The sequence below is a fragment of the Streptomyces sp. cf386 genome (assembly GCF_900103585.1).
Lineage (GTDB): Bacteria > Actinomycetota > Actinomycetes > Streptomycetales > Streptomycetaceae > Streptomyces.
This window is the reverse complement of sequence record NZ_FNHV01000004.1, coordinates 514,737-538,465: the sequence shown is the minus strand read 5'-3', so window position 1 is coordinate 538,465 and position 23,729 is coordinate 514,737. Positions and strand designations below refer to the sequence as shown.

General features: G+C 71.4%; 17 protein-coding genes. 10 read left to right on the top strand and 7 right to left on the bottom strand.

Annotation, left to right across the window (positions count from 1 at the left end; all coding sequences use genetic code 11):
• Window positions 1-6 precede the first annotated feature (6 nt).
• From tal to BLU79_RS13510, 6 genes are read left to right on the top strand one after another with little or no spacing between them, the layout of a single operon-like run.
• Window positions 7-1,155 (top strand): transaldolase, encoded by a 1,149-nt coding sequence (gene tal / locus BLU79_RS13535; protein WP_093905951.1) that lies wholly within the window; start codon window positions 7-9, stop codon window positions 1,153-1,155.
• Window positions 1,152-2,681 carry a glucose-6-phosphate dehydrogenase gene (gene zwf / locus BLU79_RS13530; RefSeq protein WP_093905950.1) on the top strand — a complete coding sequence of 510 codons (1,530 nt, stop codon included), beginning with the start codon at window positions 1,152-1,154 and terminating at the stop codon, window positions 2,679-2,681. Before tal ends, zwf begins: the two co-directional genes overlap by 4 nt.
• Entirely contained in the window at window positions 2,678-3,613 is a 936-nt protein-coding gene (opcA, locus tag BLU79_RS13525) for a glucose-6-phosphate dehydrogenase assembly protein OpcA (RefSeq protein ID WP_093905949.1), read from the top strand. Before zwf ends, opcA begins: the two co-directional genes overlap by 4 nt.
• Entirely contained in the window at window positions 3,606-5,267 is a 1,662-nt protein-coding gene (pgi, locus tag BLU79_RS13520; RefSeq protein WP_093905948.1) for a glucose-6-phosphate isomerase, read from the top strand. The genes opcA and pgi overlap by 8 nt, the downstream gene beginning before the upstream one ends.
• A 34-nt stretch (window positions 5,268-5,301) precedes the next feature.
• Window positions 5,302-6,177 carry a phosphogluconate dehydrogenase (NAD(+)-dependent, decarboxylating) gene (gnd, locus tag BLU79_RS13515; RefSeq protein ID WP_093905947.1) on the top strand — a complete coding sequence of 292 codons (876 nt, stop codon included), beginning with the start codon at window positions 5,302-5,304 and terminating at the stop codon, window positions 6,175-6,177.
• Window positions 6,178-6,183: 6 nt separating this feature from the next.
• Window positions 6,184-6,771, top strand: a complete 588-nt coding sequence (locus tag BLU79_RS13510; protein ID WP_093905946.1) for a histidine phosphatase family protein — start codon at window positions 6,184-6,186, stop codon at window positions 6,769-6,771.
• Window positions 6,772-6,788: 17 nt separating this feature from the next.
• Here the strand turns inward: BLU79_RS13510 and BLU79_RS13505 are convergent, their stop codons facing one another.
• Window positions 6,789-8,033, bottom strand: a complete 1,245-nt coding sequence (locus tag BLU79_RS13505) for a lipase family protein (RefSeq protein WP_177001000.1) — start codon at window positions 8,031-8,033, stop codon at window positions 6,789-6,791.
• A 338-nt stretch (window positions 8,034-8,371) separates the two neighbouring features.
• Here BLU79_RS13505 and BLU79_RS13500 point away from each other — a divergent pair, with 338 nt between their 5' ends.
• Both BLU79_RS13500 and BLU79_RS13495 read left to right on the top strand, forming a co-directional pair.
• Window positions 8,372-11,233: a peroxidase family protein gene (locus tag BLU79_RS13500; RefSeq protein ID WP_093905944.1), complete on the top strand. Its 2,862-nt coding sequence runs from the start codon at window positions 8,372-8,374 to the stop codon at window positions 11,231-11,233.
• A gap of 54 nt (window positions 11,234-11,287) precedes the next feature.
• A complete protein-coding gene (locus BLU79_RS13495; protein WP_093905943.1) occupies window positions 11,288-12,754 on the top strand; it encodes a translocation/assembly module TamB domain-containing protein in 1,467 nt (488 codons plus the stop codon).
• Between the two features lie 6 nt (window positions 12,755-12,760).
• On the opposite strand, the gene BLU79_RS13490 is transcribed toward BLU79_RS13495, so the two are convergent.
• Both BLU79_RS13490 and BLU79_RS13485 read right to left on the bottom strand, forming a co-directional pair.
• Entirely contained in the window at window positions 12,761-14,587 is a 1,827-nt protein-coding gene (locus BLU79_RS13490) for a bifunctional sugar phosphate isomerase/epimerase/4-hydroxyphenylpyruvate dioxygenase family protein (RefSeq protein ID WP_093905942.1), read from the bottom strand.
• 34 nt (window positions 14,588-14,621) lie between these two features.
• Entirely contained in the window at window positions 14,622-15,506 is an 885-nt protein-coding gene (locus BLU79_RS13485; protein ID WP_093905941.1) for a shikimate dehydrogenase, read from the bottom strand.
• A gap of 170 nt (window positions 15,507-15,676) precedes the next feature.
• Here BLU79_RS13485 and BLU79_RS13480 point away from each other — a divergent pair, with 170 nt between their 5' ends.
• Complete coding sequence (locus tag BLU79_RS13480) at window positions 15,677-16,342, top strand: TetR/AcrR family transcriptional regulator (protein ID WP_093905940.1); 666 nt, start codon at window positions 15,677-15,679, stop codon at window positions 16,340-16,342.
• Window positions 16,343-16,554: 212 nt separating this feature from the next.
• Window positions 16,555-17,895: an MFS transporter gene (locus BLU79_RS13475; RefSeq protein WP_093905939.1), complete on the top strand. Its 1,341-nt coding sequence runs from the start codon at window positions 16,555-16,557 to the stop codon at window positions 17,893-17,895.
• Between the two features lie 87 nt (window positions 17,896-17,982).
• Here the strand turns inward: BLU79_RS13475 and BLU79_RS13470 are convergent, their stop codons facing one another.
• The 4 genes from BLU79_RS13470 to wecB are packed head-to-tail and all read right to left on the bottom strand — an operon-like array spanning window position 17,983 to window position 23,717.
• A complete protein-coding gene (locus BLU79_RS13470) occupies window positions 17,983-20,175 on the bottom strand; it encodes a glycosyltransferase (protein ID WP_093905938.1) in 2,193 nt (730 codons plus the stop codon).
• Window positions 20,172-21,980 (bottom strand): hypothetical protein, encoded by a 1,809-nt coding sequence (locus BLU79_RS13465; protein ID WP_093905937.1) that lies wholly within the window; start codon window positions 21,978-21,980, stop codon window positions 20,172-20,174. The genes BLU79_RS13470 and BLU79_RS13465 overlap by 4 nt, the downstream gene beginning before the upstream one ends.
• Window positions 21,980-22,636: a class I SAM-dependent methyltransferase gene (locus BLU79_RS13460; protein WP_093905936.1), complete on the bottom strand. Its 657-nt coding sequence runs from the start codon at window positions 22,634-22,636 to the stop codon at window positions 21,980-21,982. The genes BLU79_RS13465 and BLU79_RS13460 overlap by 1 nt, the downstream gene beginning before the upstream one ends.
• A complete protein-coding gene (gene wecB / locus BLU79_RS13455; protein WP_093905935.1) occupies window positions 22,629-23,717 on the bottom strand; it encodes a non-hydrolyzing UDP-N-acetylglucosamine 2-epimerase in 1,089 nt (362 codons plus the stop codon). Before wecB ends, BLU79_RS13460 begins: the two co-directional genes overlap by 8 nt.
• Between the last annotated feature and the right edge of the window lie 12 nt (window positions 23,718-23,729).

Below are 23,729 nucleotides of genomic sequence, written 5' to 3'. Positions count from 1 at the left end.
AGGAAGTTGATCACTGTGACCACCGAAGCAACCACGACCGCGGGCACCCTGAAGCGCCTCTCCGACGAGGGCGTCTCGATCTGGCTGGACGACCTGTCGCGCAAGCGGATCGAGTCCGGGAACCTCGCCGAGCTGATCGCCGGCAAGAACGTCGTGGGTGTCACCACCAACCCGTCCATCTTCCAGGCCGCCATCGGCTCCGGCGAGGGCTACGAGGAGCAGCTCGCCGATCTGGCGGTGCGGGGCGTCACGGTCGACGAGGCCGTGCGGATGATGACCACCGCCGACGTGCGCGCCGCCGCCGACATCCTGCGGCCGGTGTACGACGCCACCGCGGGCCGGGACGGCCGGGTCTCCATCGAGGTCGACCCGCGCCTCGCGCACCACACGGCCGCCACCATCGCCGAGGCCAAGCAGCTCGCCTGGCTGGTCGACCGCGCCAACGTGATGATCAAGATTCCGGCGACGAAGGCCGGTCTCCCCGCCATCACCGAGGTCGTCGCCCAGGGCATCAGCGTCAACGTCACGCTGATCTTCTCCCTGGAGCGCTACCGCGAGGTCATGGACGCCTACCTCGCCGGTCTGGAGAAGGCCGCCGCGAAGGGCCTGGACCTGTCCGGCATCCACTCCGTGGCGTCCTTCTTCGTCTCCCGCGTCGACTCCGAGATCGACAAGCGGCTGACGGCGATCGGCACGGACGAGGCCCTCGCGCTCAAGGGCAGGGCGGCGCTCGCCAACGCCCGCCTCGCCTACGAGGCGTACGAGGAAGTCTTCGGTGGTGAGCGCTGGATCGCCCTCGCCGGCGCCAAGGCCAACAAGCAGCGCCCGCTGTGGGCCTCGACCGGCGTGAAGGACCCGGCGTACAAGGACACCCTGTACGTCGACGAGCTGGTCGCGCCCGGCACCGTCAACACGATGCCCGAGGCCACCCTGAACGCCACCGCCGACCACGGCGAGATCACCGGCGACACGGTGACCGGCGGCTACGCGCAGGCCCGCGCCGACCTGGCCGCCGTAGAGGCACTCGGGGTCTCCTACGACGAGGTCGTCACCCAACTGGAGGACGAGGGCGTCGCCAAGTTCGCGGTGGCGTGGCAGGACCTGTTGGACGCCGTCAAGAAGTCGCTCAGCAGCAAGGGAGCTGACGCAGCATGACCTCCGACTGGGACAACCCCCTGCGGGACAAGCGTGACCGACGTCTGCCCCGGATCGCGGGCCCGTCCGGGCTCGTCATCTTCGGTGTCACCGGCGACCTGTCCCGCAAGAAGCTGATGCCGGCCGTGTACGACCTCGCCAACCGCGGGATGCTGCCGCCGGGCTTCTCGCTCGTCGGGTTCGCCCGGCGGGACTGGGAGGACGAGGACTTCGCGCAGATCGTGCACGACTCGGTGCGCGAGCACGCCCGCACCGAGTTCCGCGAGGAGGTCTGGCAGCAGCTCTCCGAGGGCATGCGGTTCATTCCCGGTGACTTCGACGACGACACGGCCTTCGAGCAGCTGCGCCGGACCGTCGACGAGCTGGACACGGCGCGCGGCACGAGCGGCAACTACGCCTTCTACCTCTCCGTACCGCCGAAGTTCTTCCCGAAGGTCGTCCAGCAGCTGAAGAAGCACGGCCTGGCGGACGCGCCCGAGGGATCCTGGCGGCGCGCGGTCATCGAGAAGCCGTTCGGGCACGACCTGGCGAGCGCCCGTGAGCTGAACGAGATCGTGCACGACGTGTTCGACCCGGAGCAGGTCTTCCGGATCGACCACTACCTGGGCAAGGAGACCGTCCAGAACATCCTGGCACTGCGCTTCGCGAACCAGATGTTCGAGCCGATCTGGAACCGGTCGTACGTCGACCACATCCAGATCACGATGGCCGAGGACATCGGCATCGGCGGCCGGGCGGGCTACTACGACGGCATCGGCTCGGCCCGTGACGTCATCCAGAACCACCTGCTCCAGCTGATGGCCCTCACCGCGATGGAGGAGCCGGCCGCCTTCGACGCCGGATCGCTGCTCACGGAGAAGCTCAAGGTGCTCAGGGCCGTGAAGCTGCCGGAGGAACTCGGCGAGCACACCGTGCTCGGCCAGTACGCGGGCGGCTGGCAGGGCGGTGCGCAGGTGCTCGGGTATCTGCAGGAAGACGGCATCGACCCGAAGTCGAAGACCGACACCTACGCCGCCGTCAGGCTGAACGTCGACAACCGGCGCTGGGCGGGCGTGCCGTTCTATCTGCGCACCGGCAAGCGGCTCGGGCGGCGGGTCACGGAGATCGCCGTCGTCTTCCAGCGGGCGCCGCACTCGCCCTTCGACTCCACCGCCACCGAGGAGCTCGGCCAGAACGCCATCGTCATCCGGGTCCAGCCGGACGAGGGCATCACGGTGCGGTTCGGTTCCAAGGTGCCGGGTACCTCGATGGAGATCCGGGACGTGACGATGGACTTCGCCTACGGCGAGTCGTTCACGGAGTCCAGCCCGGAGGCATACGAGCGGCTCATCCTGGATGTCCTCCTCGGGGACGCCAATTTGTTCCCCCGTCACCAGGAAGTGGAAGAGTCCTGGAGGATCCTCGACCCGATCGAGGAGTACTGGGACAGGCACGGCAAGCCGGCGCAGTACGCGTCCGGGAGCTGGGGACCCGAGGAAGCCGACGAGATGCTCGCACGAGACGGACGGAGCTGGCGCAGGCCATGAAGATCGACCTGAGCGACACCACGGCAAGCAAGATCAACAAGGCGCTGGTGCAGGGTCGCCGCGCGATCGGCACGCCTGCCGTCGGCATGGTCCTGACGATGGTCATCGTCACGGACGAGGAGAACGCGTACGACTCGATCAAGGCGGCGGAGGAGGCCTCGCACGAGCACCCCGCCCGCACCCTGGTCGTCATCAAGCGGCACGCCCGCACCCCGCGTGACCGCACCCGCGCCCACCTCGACGCCGAGGTGCGGGTGGGCGCCGACGCCGGCACCGGTGAGACGGTCGTGCTGCGCCTGTACGGCGAGGTGTCCGACCACGCCGACTCGGTGGTGCTGCCGCTGCTGCTGCCGGACGCCCCGGTCGTGGTGTGGTGGCCGGTGGACGCGCCCGAGAACCCGGCGAAGGACCCGCTGGGCGCGCTGGCGCAGCGCCGCATCACCGACCTGTACACGACCGAGAACCCGCAGGCGGAGCTGGAGGCCCGGGCCCGCTCCTATGCGCCCGGCGACACCGACCTCGCCTGGACCCGGCTCACCCCGTGGCGCTCCATGCTCGCCGCGGCCCTGGACCAGGCCAGGGTGCCGATCGTCTCGGCGACCGTGGAGGCCGAGGCCGACAACCCGGCCGCCGAGCTGTTGGCCCGCTGGCTGGAGGCTCGTCTGCACGTCACCACCGAACGGGTCGTCACCGCCGGTCCGGTCGTGACCGGCGTACGCCTCGGCACCGAGAACGGCGAGATCGTCATCGACCGTCCCGAGGGCCCGCTGGCCACCCTGCACCTGCCGGACCAGCCGTCCCGCACCCTCGCGCTGAAGGTCCGCACCACCTCCGAACTCATCGCCGAGGAGCTCAGGCGCCTCGACGCGGACGAGATGTACGCCATCGCCCTGCGCGGCGAGGCACCCAAGGAGACTCCCGACCATGTCTGACTCACCGTCCGACTCCCCCAGGCTCACCGTGCGCCCCGAGTGGGCGGCCCTCGACGACCACCGCGCGGAGGCGCTGCAGCGCCCGCGGCTGCGTGAGCTGTTCGCGGCCGATCCGTCCCGCGCCGAGCGGTACGTGGTGCGCGTCGGTGATCTGCGCATCGACTACTCCAAGCACCTGATCAACGACGAGACCCTCGCCCTGCTGCAGGAACTGGCCGTCGCCACCGACGTGTTCGGCCTGCGGGACGCGATGTTCCGGGGCGAGAGGATCAACGTCACCGAGGACCGGGCGGTGCTGCACACCGCGCTGCGGGCGCCGCGGGACGCGGTGATCGAGGTGGACGGGGAGAACGTCGTCCCCCAGGTCCATGCCGTGCTCGACAAGATGAGCGCGTTCGCGGACCGCGTCCGCTCCGGCGAGTGGACCGGCCACACGGGCCGCCGTATCCGCAACGTCGTCAACATCGGCATCGGCGGCTCCGACCTCGGCCCGGCGATGGCGTACGAGGCGCTGCGCCCGTTCACGGCACGGGAGTTGACGCTCCGGTTCGTCTCCAACGTCGACGGCGCCGACCTCCATGAGGCGGTCCGGGACCTGGACCCGGCGGAGACGCTGTTCATCGTCGCGTCCAAGACGTTCACCACGATCGAGACGATCACCAACGCCACCTCGGCCCGTTCCTGGCTGCTGGCCGAGCTCGGCGGCGAGGACAAGGCGGTCGCCAAGCACTTCGTCGCGCTGTCGACCAACGCCGAGAAGGTGGCGGACTTCGGCATCGACCCGGACAACATGTTCGAGTTCTGGGACTGGGTCGGCGGGCGCTACTCCTACGACTCGGCCATCGGCCTCTCGCTCATGATCGCCATCGGCCCGGAGCGCTTCCGGGAGATGCTCGACGGCTTCCACATCGTCGACGAGCACTTCAGGAGCGCGCCCGCCGAGGCCAACGCCCCTTTGATCATGGGCCTGTTGGGCGTCTGGTACGGCAACTTCTGCGCCGCCGAGTCCCACGCGGTGCTCCCCTACTCGCACTACCTGTCGAAGTTCACGGCCTATCTCCAGCAGCTGGACATGGAGTCCAACGGCAAGTCGGTGGACCGCGACGGCCAGGTCGTGGGCTGGACGACCGGTCCGATCGTGTGGGGCACACCCGGCACCAACGGGCAGCACGCCTACTACCAGCTGATCCACCAGGGCACCCGGCTGATCCCCGCCGACCTGATCGGCTTCGCCCGGCCGGTCGCCGAGCTGAGCGACGAACTCAAGGCGCAGCACGACCTGTTGATGGCGAACCTCTTCGCCCAGGGCCAGGCGCTCGCCTTCGGCAAGACCGCGGACGAGGTGCGCGCGGAGGGCGTGCCCGAGGAGCAGGTGCCGCACCGCACCTTCCTCGGCAACCACCCCACCACCACGATCCTCGCCCCCGAGCTGACCCCGTCGGTCCTCGGCCAGCTGGTCGCCCTCTACGAGCACAAGGTCTTCGTCCAGGGCGCCGTCTGGAACATCGACTCCTTCGACCAGTGGGGCGTCGAGCTGGGCAAGGTCCTCGCCAAGCGGGTCGAGCCCGCGCTGACCGAGGGCGCCGACGTCCCCGGTCTGGATGCCTCCACCACCGCTCTCGTGGCCGCCTACCGTGAACTCAAGAACGCCTGAGCGTTCGGGAAGAAGTGAACTGATCATGGCAACAATGCAGTTGGGCCTCATCGGTCTCGGCAAGATGGGCGGCAACATGCGCGAGCGGATCCGCCGCGCGGGCCACACCGTCATCGGCTACGACCGCAATCCCGAGGTCTCCGACGTCAAGAGCCTCGAAGAGCTGGTCCAGCGGCTCGACGCGCCGCGCACGGTGTGGGTGATGGTCCCGGCCGGTACCGCCACCCAGGGCGTCGTCGACGAGCTGGGGGACCTGCTGTCCGAGGGCGACACGGTGGTCGACGGCGGCAACTCGCGCTGGACGGACGATGAGAAGCACGCCGCCCAACTCGGCATCAAGGGCATCGGCTTCGTCGACGCGGGCGTCTCCGGCGGCGTGTGGGGCCTGCAGAACGGCTACGCGCTGATGGTCGGCGGCGACAAGGAGCACGTGGAGCGGCTCCAGCCGATCTTCGAGGCGCTCAAGCCGGAGGGCCCCTACGGCTACGTCCACGCCGGCCGGGTCGGCGCCGGGCACTTCTCGAAGATGGTCCACAACGGCATCGAGTACGCCATGATGCAGGCCTACGCCGAGGGCTGGGAGCTGCTGGAGAAGGTCAACTCCGTGACCGACGTCCGCGAGGTGTTCCGCTCCTGGCAGGAGGGCACCGTCATCCGTTCCTGGCTGCTGGACCTCGCGGTGAACGCCCTCGACGAGGACGAGCACCTGCAGAAGCTGAAGGGCTTCGCGCAGGACTCCGGCGAGGGCCGGTGGACCGTCGAGGCCGCCATCGACAACGCGGTGCCGCTGCCCGCGATCACGGCGTCGCTGTTCGCCCGCTTCGCGTCCCGCCAGGACGACTCCCCGCAGATGAAGATGATCGCGGCGCTGCGCAACCAGTTCGGCGGCCACGCCGTCGAGTCGAAGTAGCGAGCCGTGGGGGATCTTCTTCTGGTCCGCCACGGTGAGACGGAGTGGAGCAGGTCGGGGCAGCACACCAGCTGGACCGACCTGCCCCTCACCCAGGGCGGCGAGGAACAGGCCAAGTCCCTCGCCCCGCTCCTGTCCGGCCGGACCTTCGCCCTGGCGCTCACCAGCCCGCTCGGCCGCGCGGTCCGCACCGCCGAACTGGCGGGCGTGACGGGGGCCGTACCGGACCCCGACCTGCACGAGTGGGACTACGGCGGCTACGAGGGTGTCACCACCGTCGACATCCACCGCACCCGCCCCGACTGGTACCTGTGGACCGACGGGGTGCCGCCGGGGCCGGACGGGCACCCGGGCGAGTCGCCCTCGGAAGTGGGTGCGCGCGCCGACCGTGTGCTCGCCCGCGTGGGTGCCGCCCTTCCCGACGGCGACGTGATCCTCGTGGCTCACGCGCACTTCCTGCGTGTTCTGACGGCGCGTCGGCTGGGGCTGGCCCCGGCGGACGGGCGGTTGTTCCAGCTGGCCACCGCGACGGTGAGCCGGCTGTCCGTCGAGCACGGCCGTCCGGTCGTGGCGGAGTGGAACACCAGGCCGTAGAACGACGAGGGCCCGGGCTACAGCACGTCGCCGAACTCGCTCAACACCCCTGGCGGGGCGAGGGCGTTGACGTAGTGGCCCGGGCCGTGGTCGTCGAAGGAGTACTTGAAGGGGATCGTGCGGGTGAGCGCGAGCTTGGTCGCGAAGAAGGCCAGCGGGGCCACGACGGCCAGGCCCGCGAGGGTGTCCATCTGGGGGTAGTGCAGGTGGGGTTCGGCCACCTCGGTCCAGCCCTGCGCCCGCCCGCGCGGCAGGCGGCGGAGGGTTCCGACCCGCCTCGACAGCTCTCCCCAGTCCCGGTTCGCGGCGGCCCGTAGGACGTCCCCCGGCAGGGTCAGCGCCTCGACCGCCGAGTCCGCGGCGAAGGCGAGGGCCGCGTCGGCTTGGCCGCGCGGCCTGCGATAGTGGAATTCGCGGCCGAACGGGGCGTAGGGGCCGACCGGGCGGGGCGGCAGGGCGGGGACGACGTCCCGGTCGAAGATGTAGCGCAGCAGCCGGTCGCTCAGTGGACCGGGGGCCTCCGCGCAGGCCCGGGCGAGATCGGGGCCGCCGACCATGGGCTGGCCGAAGGTGTAGACGCCCTTGAGCTTGTCGGTGATGTGCCGGTAGCGGGGTTCGTGGACGAGAGTCACCGCCATCAGCGCGGCCATGGCGCCGCCGAGGCTGTGGCCGGTGATGTAGAGCGCCTCCAGGCCGTCGCCTCGGGTGCCTGGTTCGTCGGGGTTGACGGACTCGCCGCGCAGGGCGCGCTCCAGGGCCCGGATGACGAGATGGCGGGTGGCGCGGACGTTGCGGTAGAAGCCGGCGTGGACCTCGTGGCGGCGGCCCGCCAGCTCCACGGCGAGCATCTCCGGGCGTACGTCGGCGTCGGTGAGGATGCTGATGATGTCCTCGGGCTGGGTGCCGCGGTAGGCGAGGATCGCGATCCGGCGGTCCCTGTCCTGGACGAGATAGGCGGCGGAGGCGATGTACATGGCGTCCACGCGCTGCTCGAAGAGACGGCAGGCGTTCTCCTCCAGGCCGAGCCGCGTCATGATCATGGAGACGGTTTCGGGGTCGCCCTGATGCTGGAATCCGGCGTACGCGTACGCCGAGCAGGTCGCCAGGACGTGCGGGACGACACCGTCGGGGTCGGGCTGGTGCTTGTTCTCGACGAGCCGGTCCACCAGGTCGGGATAGACCGGGAAGCCGCTCGGGTCGGTGGGTGACTTGGCCGGGCGCAGCGCTGCGAAGCTGGGCCCCTTGACGTAGGTGTCCCGCATGGTGGGACCTCCCCCGGAACGTCGACGGGTGGTGAGCACACCACCGGCCGTCGGGGTCGTCAATCCGGCCGACAACCGGTGGCCGTCGTTCCCCGGCCACTGCGGATGCGGCCGCGTGGGGTTGCTGGGATGCTGGGGTGTGGCGGAGCGGACACCGGCCCGCCTTGGGGCGCCCACTTGACGTGCCCAAATATCCCTCTCCCCATGATTGTTCACAACCGGAACAACTGGGAGCACATCGGCGCGAACCATCGCTGTGAGTGCCGTGGGCCGTCGGTAGCGTGCTGGCCCCCGTCCCCGTACGCATCCGTACACAGCCGCACGAAGGAAGACCACCGATGGCCGATTCAGGGCAGCACGAGCAGCGCTACGAACGGTACGAAGGCGGCAGTGCGCAGGCGGAACGGCTGGTGTTCGAGCAGCTGGCCCGCGAGCTGATGGAGGTGCAGGTCAGGAACCGGCGGGCCGGGGGCGGCGACGTCGCCCGGGCCTTCCACGCGAAGGCGCCGGTGGCCGTGGAGAACGCGCGGCTGCGCTTCCACGACGACCTCCCGGCGGCGCTGCGCGTCGGGTTCGCCCAGCCCGGCGCCGAGTATCCGGCGATGGTACGGCTGTCCAACGCGAGCGGCATCCGGCAGGGCGACGGCTCGCCCGATCTGCGCGGGGCGGCCGTGCGGGTGCGGGTGTCGGAGGACGAGAGCCACGATCTGCTGGCGACCAGCCATCCGGTCTCGCACGCCGCGAACGCCCGGGAGTTCGTGGCCTTCGCCAAGGCGATGGCGGGCGCCCGCAGCCCGTTGCGCAAGGCCTTCGGGCTGCTGGTGAAGCTGCCGCTCGCGGTGGGGCTGCGGACCGCCGGCCGGATGCGGCGCAATGTGCGGGCGGCGACGCGACACACCGTCAACTCCCTTGCCGATGAGACGTATTGGAGCCGGGGCGCGATGCTGTGGGGCGCGGCGGGACCGGTGCGGTTCCTGTTCCGTCCCGCGCCGGGCGGCCCGCCCGCGCCCACGCCGGACCGTCGGGACCCGGACTTCCTGCACCGCGAGTTCGCGCGTCGGCTGGCGCGGACCGACGTCGCATACGACCTGTGTGTGCAGCGCTTCGTGGACGAGCGGCGCACTCCGGTCGAGGACGCCTCGGTGGAGTGGAAGGACGGGACGTCGCCGGCGATTCCCATAGCGCGGCTCACCATCCCGAGCCAGGACCTGGACGCGGCCGAGGCACGTGCGATCGCCCGCCGGATCGAGGACCTCGCCTTCAACCCCTGGTACACGACCGAGGACTTCCGGCCGCTCGGCAACATCAACCGGGCCCGCAAGGCCGCGTACCAGGCGTCGAGCGCGCACCGGCTCGGCCTGCGGTTCGTCACCGAGGAGCCGGTGCGCAACCGGGTGCTGGGCCGCCCCATGGAGGCGGCGTTCGCGCTGCTGAACCGGTATGTGCCCTGGCACCGGCTGCCGGTGCAGCTGAGCCTGCTGAACCTGGTGTTCCTGCGCAGGGTGCTGCGCCGCCTGAACCTGATCGACGCCGAGCCGCACGAAGCCCCGCCGCGCGCCCAGCGGGTGCCGGAGCCGATCCCGGAGCGGCTGCGCGGCGAGCGGTCGTACGACGGGACGTACAACGATCTGTCCGCCCCGCGGATGGGTGCCGTCGGCTCGGCGTTCGGCCGCAACATGAAGCCCGACCACCGTCCCGACCTCTTCGACACCCCGAGCCCGGTCACGGTCAGCCGGCAGCTCCTGTACCGCGAGAGCTTCCTGCCCGCGACCTCGCTGAACGTGCTGGCCGCGGCCTGGATCCAGTTCCAGGTGCACGACTGGGTCAACCACCGCCGCCACAAGCCCGGCGAGCGCAGCGTCGAGGTGCCGTTGCCGCCCGGGAGCGGGCCGTGGCACAACACGCCCGGCGGGCCCGCCGAGAACGTGATGCGGTTCGCGGAGAACGAGGGCATCGAGGTGCCGGGCGGGCCGCCGATCCTGTTCGCCAACACCGCCTCGCACTGGTGGGACGGCTCCGAGGTGTACGGCGCCGACGAGCAGACCGCCCGCTTCCTGCGCGAGGCCGATGGACACGCCGAACTCCGTCTGGAGGACGGCCACTTGCCGTCCGGCAGCAACGGCGGGGTCCCGCTGACCGGCTTCAGCGACAGCTGGTGGATGGGCCTGAGCGCCATGCACACGTTGTTCGCGCGGGAGCACAACGCGGTGTGCGCGGCGCTGCGCGCCGAGTATCCGAGGATGAGCGAGGAGCGGATCTACCAGACGGCACGCCTGGTGGTCTCGGCGCTGATCGCGAAGATCCACACGGTGGAGTGGACACCGGCGATCCTCGCGACCGAGGCGATCGACATCGCCCTGCACACCAACTGGCAGGGCCCGCCGAAGAAGTGGCTCGACCAGCTGGGCCTGTGGCTCTTCGAGTCGCACTCCCTGACCGGCATCCCGAAGACCCTGCCGGACCACCACGCGGCCCCGTACTCCCTGACCGAGGACTTCGTCACCGTCTACCGCATGCACCCGCTCATCCCGGACGACTTCGAGCTGCGCGAGCACCACTTCGGGCAGCGTCTGGAGACGGTGGGCTTCCTGGACATCCAGGGCGGCGCGGCGGAGACGCACATCCGCAAGACGGGGCTGGCGAACACGCTGTACTCGTTCGGCATCGCCCACCCCGGCGCGATCACGCTCCACAACTTCCCGCGCTCGCTCCAGCAGTTCGAGCGGGAGGGCGAGCTCATCGACCTCTCGGTGGTGGACCTCGTCCGCACGCGGCGGCGTGGCGTCCCCCGCTACAACGACTTCCGCGAGGGACTGCACAAGCCGCGCATCCGCTCCTTCGAAGAGCTGACGGAGAACGCGGAGACGGTGGCGCGGCTGAAGGAGGTCTACCGCTCGGTCGACGAGATCGACACCGTCGTGGGCCTGTTCGGGGAGAACCCGCCGACCGGGTTCGGCTTCAGCGACACCGCGTTCCGCATCTTCATCCTGATGGCGAGCCGGCGCCTGCAGTCCGACCGCTTCCTCAACGTCGACTACCGGCCCGAGGTGTACACGCCGCTGGGCATCGACTGGGTCGAGCGGGGCGGAATGAACTCCGTGATCCTGCGGCACTGCCCGGAGCTGGCGGCGCTGCTGCCGCGCGGGGCGAGCGCGTTCGCGCCCTGGCGGGCGGTGCGGCCGACGAGCGGTCCTTCCTGACCTGCACGGCGGTGAGTTGACAGGTTCGGGCGGCCGGCGTCAGAGTCCCGGCTGATGGAGATCAACGAGCTGACGCCGGCCGAACTGCAGGTATGGCACGCCTTCCCGCGCGGGGAGGTCGTGGACTTCCGCCCCGACGCGGAAGAGGACGCGGCAACGGGAGCCGGCTGGGGCCCGGAACGCACACTGCGCGCGTCGGTGCTGAAGGCTTTACTGGTCAGCGCACCCCAGGAGGACGGTGAGATCGCCGCACTCAGGGTCCTGGGCGCCCGGATCACCGGCGCGCTCGACCTCACGCACGCCGTCATCGATCACCCGATCCGGCTGAGCCACTGTCACTTCACCGACCCGCCCGATCTGTACGGCACCCAACTGCGCCGGCTCAGCCTGCGCGGCTCCGCACTCCCCGCCCTCGACCTCGGCAGCGCACACATCGACGGCGTGGTGCAACTGTCGGAATGCCGGGTGCGCGGGCGGATATCGCTGAGGGGCGCCCAGATATCTGGTGCCCTGCTCCTGGAGCGCGCCGAACTCACCGCACGGGACGACGACGGCGAGCCCGTGCTCGAACTCACCCACGCGGCGATCGGCGACGAGTTGCGGGCCACCGGGCTGAGAGCGACGGGCGAGGTGCGGCTCAACGGCGCGCACGTCTCGGGGTCGATCAGGCTGGACGGGGCCCGGCTCAGCCGACCGGGCCAAGTAGCCCTGGACGCGATCACACTCGGCGTGGACGGCGACGTCCTGCTGCGACGCGCGGACGTCGACGGCTGGATAGGGCTGCGGGGCGCCCGCATCGCAGGACGCCTCGACCTGTCCTACGCGCGCCTGTCCAACCCGGGCGACATGGTGCTGAGAGCCACCAGTTGCACCGTCGGGGAACTGTGGCTGCGCAGGGGCGATCCGCTGGACGGCGGTCTCAACCTGCGCCGGGCCCAGATCGACGTCCTGTTCGTGGAGCCGGAGAAGCTGCCCGACCGGGTCCGTCTCGACGGCCTCGGCTACACGACCCTCACCCCGCACGAGCCCGCCGAGCGCCGCCTGCCGATGCTGGAGCGCGAGATCGACGGCTACGTCCCCCACGTCTACGAGCAGTTGACCGCCGTGTACCGCCGGATCGGTGACGACAACGCGGCCCGCCTCGTCCAGCTCGCCAAGCAGCGCCGCCACCGCACCACCCTGCCCTGGTACGGCCGTCTGTGGGGGCACGTCCAGGACGCCACCGTCGGCTACGGCTTCCGGCCGATGCGCGCACTGGGCTGGCTGCTGTCCCTGCTCGCCGTCGGCTCCCTCTCGTTCGCGCTGCACGCGCCCCCACCGCTGAAGGCGGACGAGGCACCGGACTTCAACCCGGTGTTCTACACGCTCGACCTGCTGCTGCCGGTGATCTCCTTCGGGCAGGAGCCGGCCTTCGCCCCGGAGGGCGGGCAGCAATGGCTGTCGTACGTCCTCGTCCTCACCGGCTGGATCCTGGCCACGACGGTCATCGCCGGTGTGACCCGGACCGTCAGCCGCCAGTAGGGCCGTTCAGCGGACCGGCCGCCCGGCGTGCTGGGCGGCCAGCCGGACGGGCGCGTTCGGGGCGCCGTAACCCCGGTAGCCGTCCCGCTGCACGAGCTCGAAGAAGACCCGGCCGACGGTCACGGTGTAACAGTGCCGGAACTCCCCGTGCGCGTCACGGTCGTAGAGGATGCCGAGTTCGCGGTACGTGTCCAACTCGCCGTCCGCGAACTCGTACCGGGCCGCCAGGTCGTCGTAGTAGTTGGCCGCGATCGGCAGCAGACGTCCGCCCGCCGCCCGGAAGCGACGGGCCGCCGCGACCACGTCGTCCGTGGCCAGCGCGATGTGCTGGGCGTGCACGGTGTCGTCCGTGGGCGCCGCGCCGACGCTCAGGGCGATCCGCACACTGCCGTCGGCGTTGGTGACGGCGCGGCTGCGCATCAGGCCGTACGGGTCGGCGACGTCCACGCTCTCCTGGGCGTGCAGACCGAGGACGCTGCGGTGGAAGAGGGTCGCCTCGTCGAAGTGGTGCCAGGGCTGGACGAGGGCGAGGTGATCGATGCGGGTCACCCCCGGGGTGCCGGCCTCGTGTCCGACGTCCGCGAAGTCGGCACGCCAGTCGGGCGGTTCGGGCCGGACGGGGGCGTCCCCCTGCCCGATCGAGGCCGAGTCGCCGGGCGACGCGCAGAAGAACAGTTCCGTGCCGTCGGGTGCCGCCACCGCGTCCAGCGCGGCGTCCTCCAGGGCTCGGCGGCGTGGCAGCACGGGTGCCAGGAGGGCCTCGGCTCGGCGGGCCGCCGCGGCCGGGTCCGGTGACTCCAGGCCGATCGCGGCGAGTCCGGTGCCGTCGCGGCGTGCGGCGCCCGCGGTGTTGACCAGGACACGGGCCTCGCCCTGCTGCCAGAGGTCGACCGGCTTGCTGCGGTGCCGTGCGGTGCGGGTGAAGCCCAGGGCGCCGAGCAGCGCGGAGACCGGCTCGGCGTCGGGTGTGACCAGTTCGGCGAAGGCGACGCCGGTGGGAACGACGGGGACGGGCGGTGTCGCCACGCCGACCGCCTCCTGGAGGACCAGCAGGGAGCGGTGGGCGTCCACGGCGGTCGGGCCGGCCTCGGCCTGGCGGAACACGTCGTTGAAGACTTCGAGGGAGAGCGGACCGTCGTAGCCCGTGTGCAGGACACGGCGTACGAGATCCGCCACATCGAATCCGCCCTGCCCCGGGAAGCAGCGGTAGTGGCGGCTCCACTGCAGGACGTCCATCGCGAGCAGCGGGGCGTCGGCGAGCTGGAGGAAGAAGATCTTCTCGCCGGGGATGTCCTCGATGCCCTTTGGGTCGCTGCCCCGGGAGAGGATGTGGAAGCTGTCCAGGCAGGTGCCGAGCGCCGGGTGGTCGGCGGCTTCGACGATGCGCCAGGCGTGGTCGTACGTGCTGACGTGCCGCCCCCAGGCAAGCGCCTCGTACGCGACGCGGACGCCGAAGTCCTGGGCCAGGTCGGCGAGTTGGCGCAGGTGGTACCCGGCGAGCGCGTCGTCGTCAACGGCGAGCGGGTGGACGCTGGAGCAGACGAGGACGGTGTCGGCACCGAGCCGCCGCATCAGCTCGAACTTGTGCCGGGCCCGCCGCAGATTGCGGGCGAACTCCTCGGCGGGCACGGCCTCGATGTCCCGCATCGGCTGGTAGAGGTCGACGGTGAGACCGAGGTCGGCGCAGCGGCGGCGGATCTCCTCGGGGGTGAGGGGGCTGGCCAGCAGGTCGTTCTCGAAGATCTCCACACCGTCGAAACCGGCCCGGGAGGCGGCGGTCAGCTTCTCGGTGAGGGATCCGCTGAGGGAGACGGTGGCTATGGACGTACGCATGCCGATACCTCTTCCTGCTTCTTTCCGGTCTCTCCTACCTGGGGGTTCCCACGGCACCTGCCAGCTCGGCGATGTCCGCGAGCATGCGTGCGCTGTCCGGCTCGCGCCCGGTGAACAGGCGGAACGCGTCCGCGGCCTGGAAGACGGCCATACCGCCGCCGTCGAGGGTGGCGCAGCCGAGCTCTCGGGCGGTGCGCAGCAGCTCGGTCTCCAGGGGCCGGTAGACGACCTCGGCGATCCACAGTCCGGGATGCAGCAGCTCCGCCGGGAGGGGCAGGCCGGGGTGGGCGGCCATACCGGTGGGGGTGGCGTGCACGAGGCCGTCGGCGTGGCTCAGCAGCGCGGGGAGCGCATCCGGGGCGGCGCCGACCGCCCGGCCGGGGCCGAAGTGCCGGTTCAGGGCGGCGGCGAGGTCGGCAGCCCGGTCGGTCAGCGCGTCCACCACCGTGACCCGCTCGGCGCCGAGCGTCAGCATGGCGTGCGCGACGGCCGCGCCCGCACCCCCGGCGCCCAGCTGCACGACCCGCTCCAGCGGTACGTCGGGCAGCCCGCGCGCGAAGGAGGCGGCGAAGCCGGTGACATCCGTGTTGTGGCCGACGGCCCGGCCGTCCTCGAAGACGACGGTGTTGACCGCGCCCAGCGCCTCCGCCTGCGGGGCGAGCGCGTCCAGGTGCGCGATGACGAGCTGCTTGCACGGGTGCGTGATGTTGAGCCCGTCGAAGCCCAGGTCCCGGGCGGCCCGCACCAGGTCGCCCACCGCCTCGGGCGGGACGCCGAGCGTGTCGATGTCGATGAGCCGGTACAGATAGCGCAGGCCCTGCCGGTCGGCCTCCCGCTCGTGCAGCGCGGGGCTGAGCGAGGGGCCGATGCCGGATCCGATCAGCCCGACGAGATACGAGTCCTTGGCGTCCTTGGCCACCGGGGGACCTCCTGAGCGGCTCACTAATGTACGAACTGGTGAGTTAGTCATAGCAGGCGGCACCGGAGCTTGGGAAGGCCTGACCCGACACACGAGGCGAGCGGGCTTCTACAATCACCGGCACGCGGGTGGGCCACCGGGGCGCGCCCGCCCTCGCCGAAGGAACCCCGATGACCAGCGTCGAAGAGCCGGCACGAACGAACGGGCGGATCCGTGACGCCGCCCGCACCAAGGCCGAGATCCTCGACGTCGCGACACAGGAGTTCGCCCGGGCCGGGTACGACGGCGCCCGCGTCGACGAGATCGCCGCCCGCACCCGCACCACGAAGCGGATGATCTACTACTACTTCGGCGGCAAGGAGCAGCTGTTCACGGCCGTGCTGGAGCGGGCGTACGGCGTGATCCGCGAGGCCGAGCAGCAGCTCGACGTCGAGCACCTGGACCCGGTCGCGGCCATCCGCCGCCTCGCCGAGCTGACCCTCGACCACCACGAGCAGCACCCGGACTTCATCCGCCTGGTCAGCATCGAGAACATCCACGGGGCCGAGCACATCGCCGCCTCCGAGAAGCTCGGCAAGATCGGCTCGCCGGCCCTGGACGTGATCCGCCGGATCCTGGAGTCGGGCCAGAAGTCGGGCCTGTTCACGGCCGACGTCGACGCCGTCGACCTGCACGCGATGATCAGTTCCTACTGCTTCTTCCGGGTCTCCAACCGGCACACCTTCGGCGCCCTGTTCGGCCGTGACCTGGTGGACCCGGCCCGGCGCGAGCACTACCGCGCGATGCTCGGCGACATGGTGATCGCGTACCTGACGGCGTCGCGGGCCGAGGACTGATCCGCGCACCCGCGGAAACAAGATCCTTCGGCATGACCTCTTGACACCCGGGAAACGTCGGCGCAACATCCGTAGCCATCCGCTACTAACTATCCAGTGGGTTAATTAGCCGGGTAGCACCCGGCGCGGCCGACCCGTCACCCCCAGGGATCCGGCACCTCTCCTCAGCACTCACTCCCCGTAAGGTGGAGTTCCCTCGAAGGAGCACCCCTGTGTCCGTCCCCGACACTCCCGCCGGCCAGCCGAAGAAAGCGGCCACGGCCGCCTGGATCGGCAGCGCCCTGGAGTACTACGACTTCTTCATCTACGGCAGCGCGGCGGCGCTGATCTTCCCCGAGGTCTTCTTCGACGAGTCCGACCCGGCGACCGCCACCCTGCTGTCGCTGGCCACGTTCGGTGTGGCGTACGCCGCGCGGCCGGTCGGCGCACTGTTCCTCGGTCACTTCGGCGACCGGCTGGGCCGTAAGAAGATCATGGTCTTCACGCTGATCCTCATGGGCGTGTCCACGTTCCTCATCGGCTGTCTGCCGACCCGCGACCAGGTCGGCACCCTCGCGCCCGTCCTGCTGGTGCTGTGCCGGGTGCTCCAGGGCATCTCGGCGGCGGGTGAGCAGGCCAGCGCCAACTCGATGACCCTGGAACACGCGCCACCGCACCGGCGCGGCTTCTTCACCAGCTTCACGCTGAGCGGCACCCAGGGCGGGCAGCTGCTGGCCACCTTGGTCTTCATCCCGGTCGCCGCGCTCCCGGAGGAGCAGCTGCTGTCGTGGGGCTGGCGGGTGCCGTTCTGGATGAGCATCGCGGTCGCCGTCGTCGGCTATGTCATCCGCCGCAAGCTGGAGGAGACGCCGGCCTTCGAGCAGCAGGCCGCCACCGAAGGCGTCGTCAAGCTGCCCCTGGTGGTGCTGATGCGGGAGCACTGGGCGGATGTCCTGCGGGTGATCGGCGGTGCGCTGGTCGCCTCGGTCAGCACGATCTTCACGGTGTGGGCGCTGTCGTACGCCACCAGCGACTCGGTCGGGATGAGCAAGTCCTCCATGCTGTGGGTGGGCGCCCTCGCCAACCTGGTCGCGCTCGGCGCGATCCCGCTGTGGGCCACGCTGTCGGACCGCATCGGCCGCCGCCCGGTGTTCCTGATCGGGGCGGCCGGCAGCGGGATCATGATGTTCCTGTACCTGTGGTCGATCTCGACCGGCTCCTACCCGCTGACCCTGCTGCTGGGCGTCATCACCTTCGGTGTGGTCTACAGCGCCGCGAACGGCGTGTGGCCCTCCTTCTACGGCGAGATGTTCTCCACCCGGGTCCGGCTGTCCGGCATGGCGATCGGCACCCAGATCGGTTTCGCGGTCGCCGGTTTCGCGGTCACCTTCGCCGCGCAGATCGCGGGCCCGGACGGCGACAACTGGTCCGCGGTGGCCCTGTTCACGGCGGCCCTGTGCGTGCCGCCGGTGGTGGCCGCCCTCTCGGCCCGCGAGACCGCCAAGGTCCCGACGGAGCAGCTCGGCGAGCGCTCGTCACGGGAGGCCGCTCAGCGGGAGACGGTGACGGCCTGAGCGGGCGTTGACCGGCGTCGATCATGCGGTGATCGCGCGCAAGCCCCCGAGTCCCCGGACGCCGTGACGGCTCCAGGGACTCGGGCATCAGCGCGCCACCAGCAGGTCCGTCCAGGTCTCGGCGACCCGGTCCAGGGAGAAGCCCTCCCGTACCTGCGTGCGGGCCACCTCAGCGGCGGTCCGCCACCCATCCTCGCCGAGTGCCGCGATCGCGTCGGCCATCGCCTCGGGGTCGTCGTGGATCCACCGCTTGTCGTAGATCTCGTCCGCGCCGGGCCACGGCAGCAGCGAGGGCACGGCACCCGAGGCCATCCCCTCGGCCGGCGCGAGGTGGAAGCTCTCGTCGTCGCTGGTGGACAGCACATGCCCGACCCGACGCAGCCAGCCCGCCACGTCCGGCCCGAAGGTGTCGAAGACGACGGCCCCTTCGAGCAGCGGCGAGGTCTGCATGCGGCGCAGCACCGCTTCGTAGTGCGCACGTTCCTCGGGCTTGTTCCAGATCCACCAGTACTCCCACGGCGGCTTGGACTTGACCGACAGATGCCAGCGCCGGTCGCGGGCGCGCAGCGCCTCCAGCACGTCGAGGCCGAGGTCGAGACGCTTGCGGCTGGGCGCGATGCCGATCATGCCGAGGCGGTGGTGGGCGCCGGGTGCCTTCGGGCGGTCGAGCTGGTCGGTGTCGACCCAGTTGGGGACGACCACGACCTTGGACTCGGGCCAGCCGGTGTGCTCGCGGGTGCGGCGGGCGTAGTACGGGCTGACGCACACCACCCGGTCGACGGCGTCGATGTCGACCTGGCCAGGCCACGGGGCGTCCAGTTCGAAGCGGTGCAGCCGGACGATCAGCCGGCTGCCGCGCCGCTTGTGACGGCTGTACCAGACGGCGGCCGGGCCGCACCACTCGACGACCACCACGTCCGCCCAGTCGGCGAGTTCCCGACTGGCGCCCGGGTCGTGGCGGGACAGCGCGGGCCAGGCGTCGACCCGTACGTCGAGACCGGGCAGCGCGCGGAAGTGGTCGAGCAGCCGGGTGAGGAACTTCAGGTCGTGCCCGGCGACGCCCACGCGCAGGGGGCGTTGGCAGGTCGTCACCCCGCCGGGCGCGGCGGGGAAGGCCCGGCCGAGGTGGGCGCGCCAGCGGTCGGCCGCTCCGTCCAGGGTGTGGTGCCGGGCTGCCTCGCGGCAGCGGTCCGCCGCGAGACGTCTGGCCTCCGGCTCGCGAGCGGCCCGTGCGACGGTGTCGGCGGCGTCGTCGAGTCCGGCACGTCCGGACACGAACAGCGGATAGTCGGTGCCCAGCAGCGCCTCGTGCGCCGGGGTGCGGTTGAGAACCACGGGCAGGCCCAGGGCCCCGAACTCCAGGACCTTGGTGGACAGTTCAAGGCTGGAGTCAAGCACGGGGTCCCGCCAGCCCAGGCCCACGTCGCAGCCCGCGGCGATACGCATGGCCTCCTCGCGCGGCTGTCCGCCGTGATGCTGGACGCCGGGGGTGGCGGCCAGCGCCCGCGCCATGTCGGCCTGGAAGTGGGGGTGGCCCGGGTCGTCGTGGATCTTGTCGCCGACGGTGTGCAGCTCGGCGGGGACGCCCCGGCCTGCGAGCAGCTCGGGCAGCCTGGTCATGGGCAGGGTGTTCCACCGGGGTGCGAACTTGCCGGTGTAGACGAGCCGCAGCGGATCGTGCGGCCGGCCGGGGCCGTCCCGCTCCGGCAGCGGGAAGTCCGGCTCGGGTACGGCGGGCGGGCTGAGCACGCACTTGCCGCACGCCTCCGGCACCCAGGTCTCCAGGAAGCAGCGCAACTCCTCGGTCTGGCACAGCAGCCGGTGCGAGGCTTCGGCGATCCGGACCAGGTCCGCGCGGGCCGCCTCGGTCATCTCGGCGGCGGACTGCGGAATGTCGGTGAGGTAGGCCCAGATCCTGCCGTCGAACACGCCGTCGGCGACGATCCGGGTGACCAGCCGCCGGCCGCGCAGCACCAGCAGATCGCAGGGGTTCTCCTCGTCGAGCCGGGTCAGCACCTGCGAGGCCTGCACCGGCGACATGGGCCGGTCGGCGAGTCCCGGCAGCAGCCGTTCCTCGTGCGGGCGCACCAGGGTGACCCCGGGCAGCTCGGCCAGCGGTTCGGTCAACCTGCCTGTGTGGACAGGGGACTTGAGGACGAGCCGGACCTCACAGCCCGCCCGGGACAGCGCCTGTACCGTCGACTGCGCCCACACGGCGGAGCCGTCGATGAGGTTGAGGTCGACGTCGCCGTAGACGAGCGCCCGCAACATACGGCTCATGACGGCTCCTTCCCGCGTACGGCGAACAGACGATGCCCTTGCCCCGCCCAGCTGCCGGGCTCAGTCCCGGACATGTGCAGCGAACGACGCACCAGCAGCGGACGCAGCGACGGTACGAAGACGTAGTCGTCGGCGGTCGGCGTGTGGCCCACCGCGTCGGCGCCGGAGTGCTCCTGGGCGCACATCAGGTCGAGCAGCAGGGTGTCCGGCCGGTCCTCGGTGAGGTCGGTCCAGTCGGCCACCCAGGGGGCCAGGGGCTGCCCCCGGCGCACGGCCACTCCGGCGGCGGTGAGTTCCTCGAGCCCCGCAGCATCGGGCACGACGACCTCGACCGGGCGGTGCAGCTGGCCGAGCACCTGCCCGACCAGCCGGGCGACATCGGTACGGTCCCGGGGCGCGGCCACCACGGCGACGCGCCGTTCGTCCAGCGGATCCGGGGCGCCGGTCAGCCGGGCGAGCCGGGCGAGCCGTACGCGTGTGCAGTCCTCCCGGAACACCTCGCGCAGCCGTTCCCGGCCCTCGGCGGCCGGGTGGAGCCGGGCGAGCCGTACGCCGGTGTCGGCGTCGACGACGGCGTCCCAGGCGAGCCGGGCGAGCCCGGGTGCGGCGGAGGCCGGGCCGTCCCGCCACAGCACGACGGACCGCCCCAACGCCCTTGCTTCAGCGAGCAGTTCGGCGAGGGTGCGGTCCAGATCGGGGGCGAGACCGGTGCCGGTGAGCCACCAGGGGCCGTCGCCCGTGCAGGCGCTCAGCTGGACGACGAGCACATCGGGGTCGGTGCGCTGCAGGAGCAGCCGTCCGTCGTGCGGCAGCAGCCGGTTGACCACCACGTCCGCCGCGAAGTCCTCGGCGGTGGCCGCGGTGAGCACACCGGCGACGACGAGACGGTCGCGGGGCGCCGCGGTCAGCGCGCGATGGGCGAGGTGGAACCGGTCGTCGGCGGGCGCCTCCGGCTCCGCCTGCGGCTTCGGCGCGCTGTCGGGCGCCCGCCCGGCGGAGATACGCCGACCACGCCACAGTCCGTACAGCTCCCCCGGCAGCCGTGCCGCGCCCCGCTTCGGCGAGCGCGCGGCCGTCACCAGGGCCTTTCCCACCCGCAGCGAGGTCGAGCCCTCCAGCATGCGCACCCGCGCCTGCAGCACGTCGACCCGGTCCCGGGCGGCCCGCAGCGCGGCGGCGAGCTGGTCCTTCTCCCGTACGGCGGCGGCGAGTCGGTCGGCGATGCCGTCCTGCCCGGTGGCGGCCCGGATGCGTTCGGCCTCCTCGACGGTCCTCTCCAGGTCGAGCGTGCGGGCGCGCAGGGACCGGGACGCGAGGTCGGCGAAGACGTACTCGTCGGCGATCCGCAGCGCGGTTGCATAGCCGTCGGACGGGACAGGGCGGCCGAAGAAGTCGTGCGGTGGCAGGAGTTCGTCGGTGCGGGCGATGACCGCGCCGACGTGCAGATGGACGTAGTCGAGGGGGGCCGCGCGCAGTACCTGGCAGCGATGGGCGACCAGGTCGTCGAGGAGCCGGTGGTAGGGGAGTTCGGATCCGCGGTGGCCGAACACGATCAGCCCGCGTGCGCCGGGCCGCATCCGGGCCAGTACGGCGCGGCAGGCGTCCTCGCCGCCGTGCAGGTCGACGTCGGGACCGTAGGAAAGGAGGGCCAACTCCCCGCCTTCGATGGGCCGTTCGTCGTCGGTACGCAGGGCGACGCCCGGCGGCAGGTGCAGATAGGGCGCCAGGCGCAGGCCGGCGCCGGTCGCGTCCACCACCGTCGTGACGGCGTCGAGGTGCGGATGGAGCAGATCGGTCAGGCGCATCAGCGGGTCCTCGTGAAGACGTGGAAGCCGACCCGGTTCTCCCGGAAGCCGTACGGCCTGAAGAGGGTGTGCCGCAGGCCGAGCGGCTCTAGTTCGGCGCGGTAGGCAGCGGTCGGGCGGTGCGCGATGCGGGCGCCGCGGGTCGTGCGGTGGGCGGTGTCCTCGTCGGTGACGATCAGCCGGCCGGCGACGCGGACGAGGGAGGCGAGGTTGCGCAGCCCGGCCGCCCACTCCTCGTCGTCCGGCACGTGGAACAGGACGTCCACGCAGACAACGATGTCGTACGGCCATGGACTGCGCCACTCGTCGAGCGTGGCGACGGCGTAACGCGGGCCGCCGCCCTCGGCGAGGGCGTGGTCGATCACATACGGGCTGATGTCGAAGGCGTCGACACGATGGCCGCAGCGGGCCAGGGCACGGGCGAAGTACCCCTTGCCGCAGCCGGCGTCGAGCGCGAACAGCGGGGCGGCGGGGCTGGACAGGTCGCCGACGAGGGAGAGCAGCGTGCCGAGCCGCTGGGCATAGAAGATCTCGTTGCCCGGACGGTCGAGGCCCATGTGCCCACCGGAGGCGAGGTCGTCGTGATCCGCGTGGCGGGCGTCCCAGTACTCCCCGGGCGTCCGGTCTGTGACCCGGATCCGTGTGTCGTCAGCCATGACGCTCCAGCCACCCGGTGATCACACGGGCGATCCGGCCGCCCGCCCGGCCGTCCCACAGCGGTGGCCCCTCCCCCGACGCCGCTCCCCCGCCGTCCAGTACCTTGCGCAGCGCGGGCACCAACTCCCCATGCGTCACCAGCCGGTTGGTGCCGTGTGTGACCGTGATCGGGCGTTCGGTCGTGGTGCGCAGGGTCAGACACGGGACGCCCAGGACGGTCGTCTCTTCCTGGACGCCGCCCGAGTCGGTGATCACCGCGGCGGCTCCGCGCACGAGGCTCATGAACTCGACGTAGCCGAGCGGGTCGAGCAGATGGACGCCCGGCGCGTCCGCGAGCCCCGCCGCCCGCAACGCCGCCCGGCCGCGCGGGTGCAGCGGGACGACCAGGTCGAGATGGCGGGCGGCCTCGGCCAACACGCGCGCGGCGGCCTCGGCGGCCTCCGGGTCGTCGACGTTGGCGGGCCGGTGCAGGGTGACGACGCCGTAGTGCTCGGGCAGTCGGTGGGCGGCACGGGCGGTCGCCGGGTCGAAGTGCTCCATTTGGGTGAGCAGGGTGTCGATCATCGGGTTCCCGACGAGGTGCACCCGCTTGGCGGCGATCCCCTCGCGGGCGAGGTGCCCGACGGCCTCGGGGCTCGTGACGAACAACAGCTCCGCCAGCTGGTCGACCAGACGCCGGTTGACCTCCTCCGGCATCGCCATGTCGAAGCTGCGCAGCCCGGCTTCGACGTGCGCCACGGGGACGTCCAGTTTCGCGGCGACCAGTGCTGCGGCCAGCGTCGAGTTCACGTCGCCGTAGACCGCGACCAGCGCGGGTGCACGGGCGGTCAGTTCGCCCTCCAGGGCCACCAGGAGATCGGCGGTCTGCCGGGCGTGACTGCCGGAACCGACCCCGAGGTCGGTGTCGGGTTCGGGCAGGCCGAGCTGCCGGAAGAAGATGTCCGACATCCGTTCGTCGTAGTGCTGCCCGGTGTGCACGAGCACCTGGTCGCAGCCGGCGGCACCGAGGGCGGCGACGACCGGAGCGGCCTTGACGAAGTTCGGCCGGGTACCGACCACATGAAGTACGCAGCCGTTCATCGGCGCCTCCTG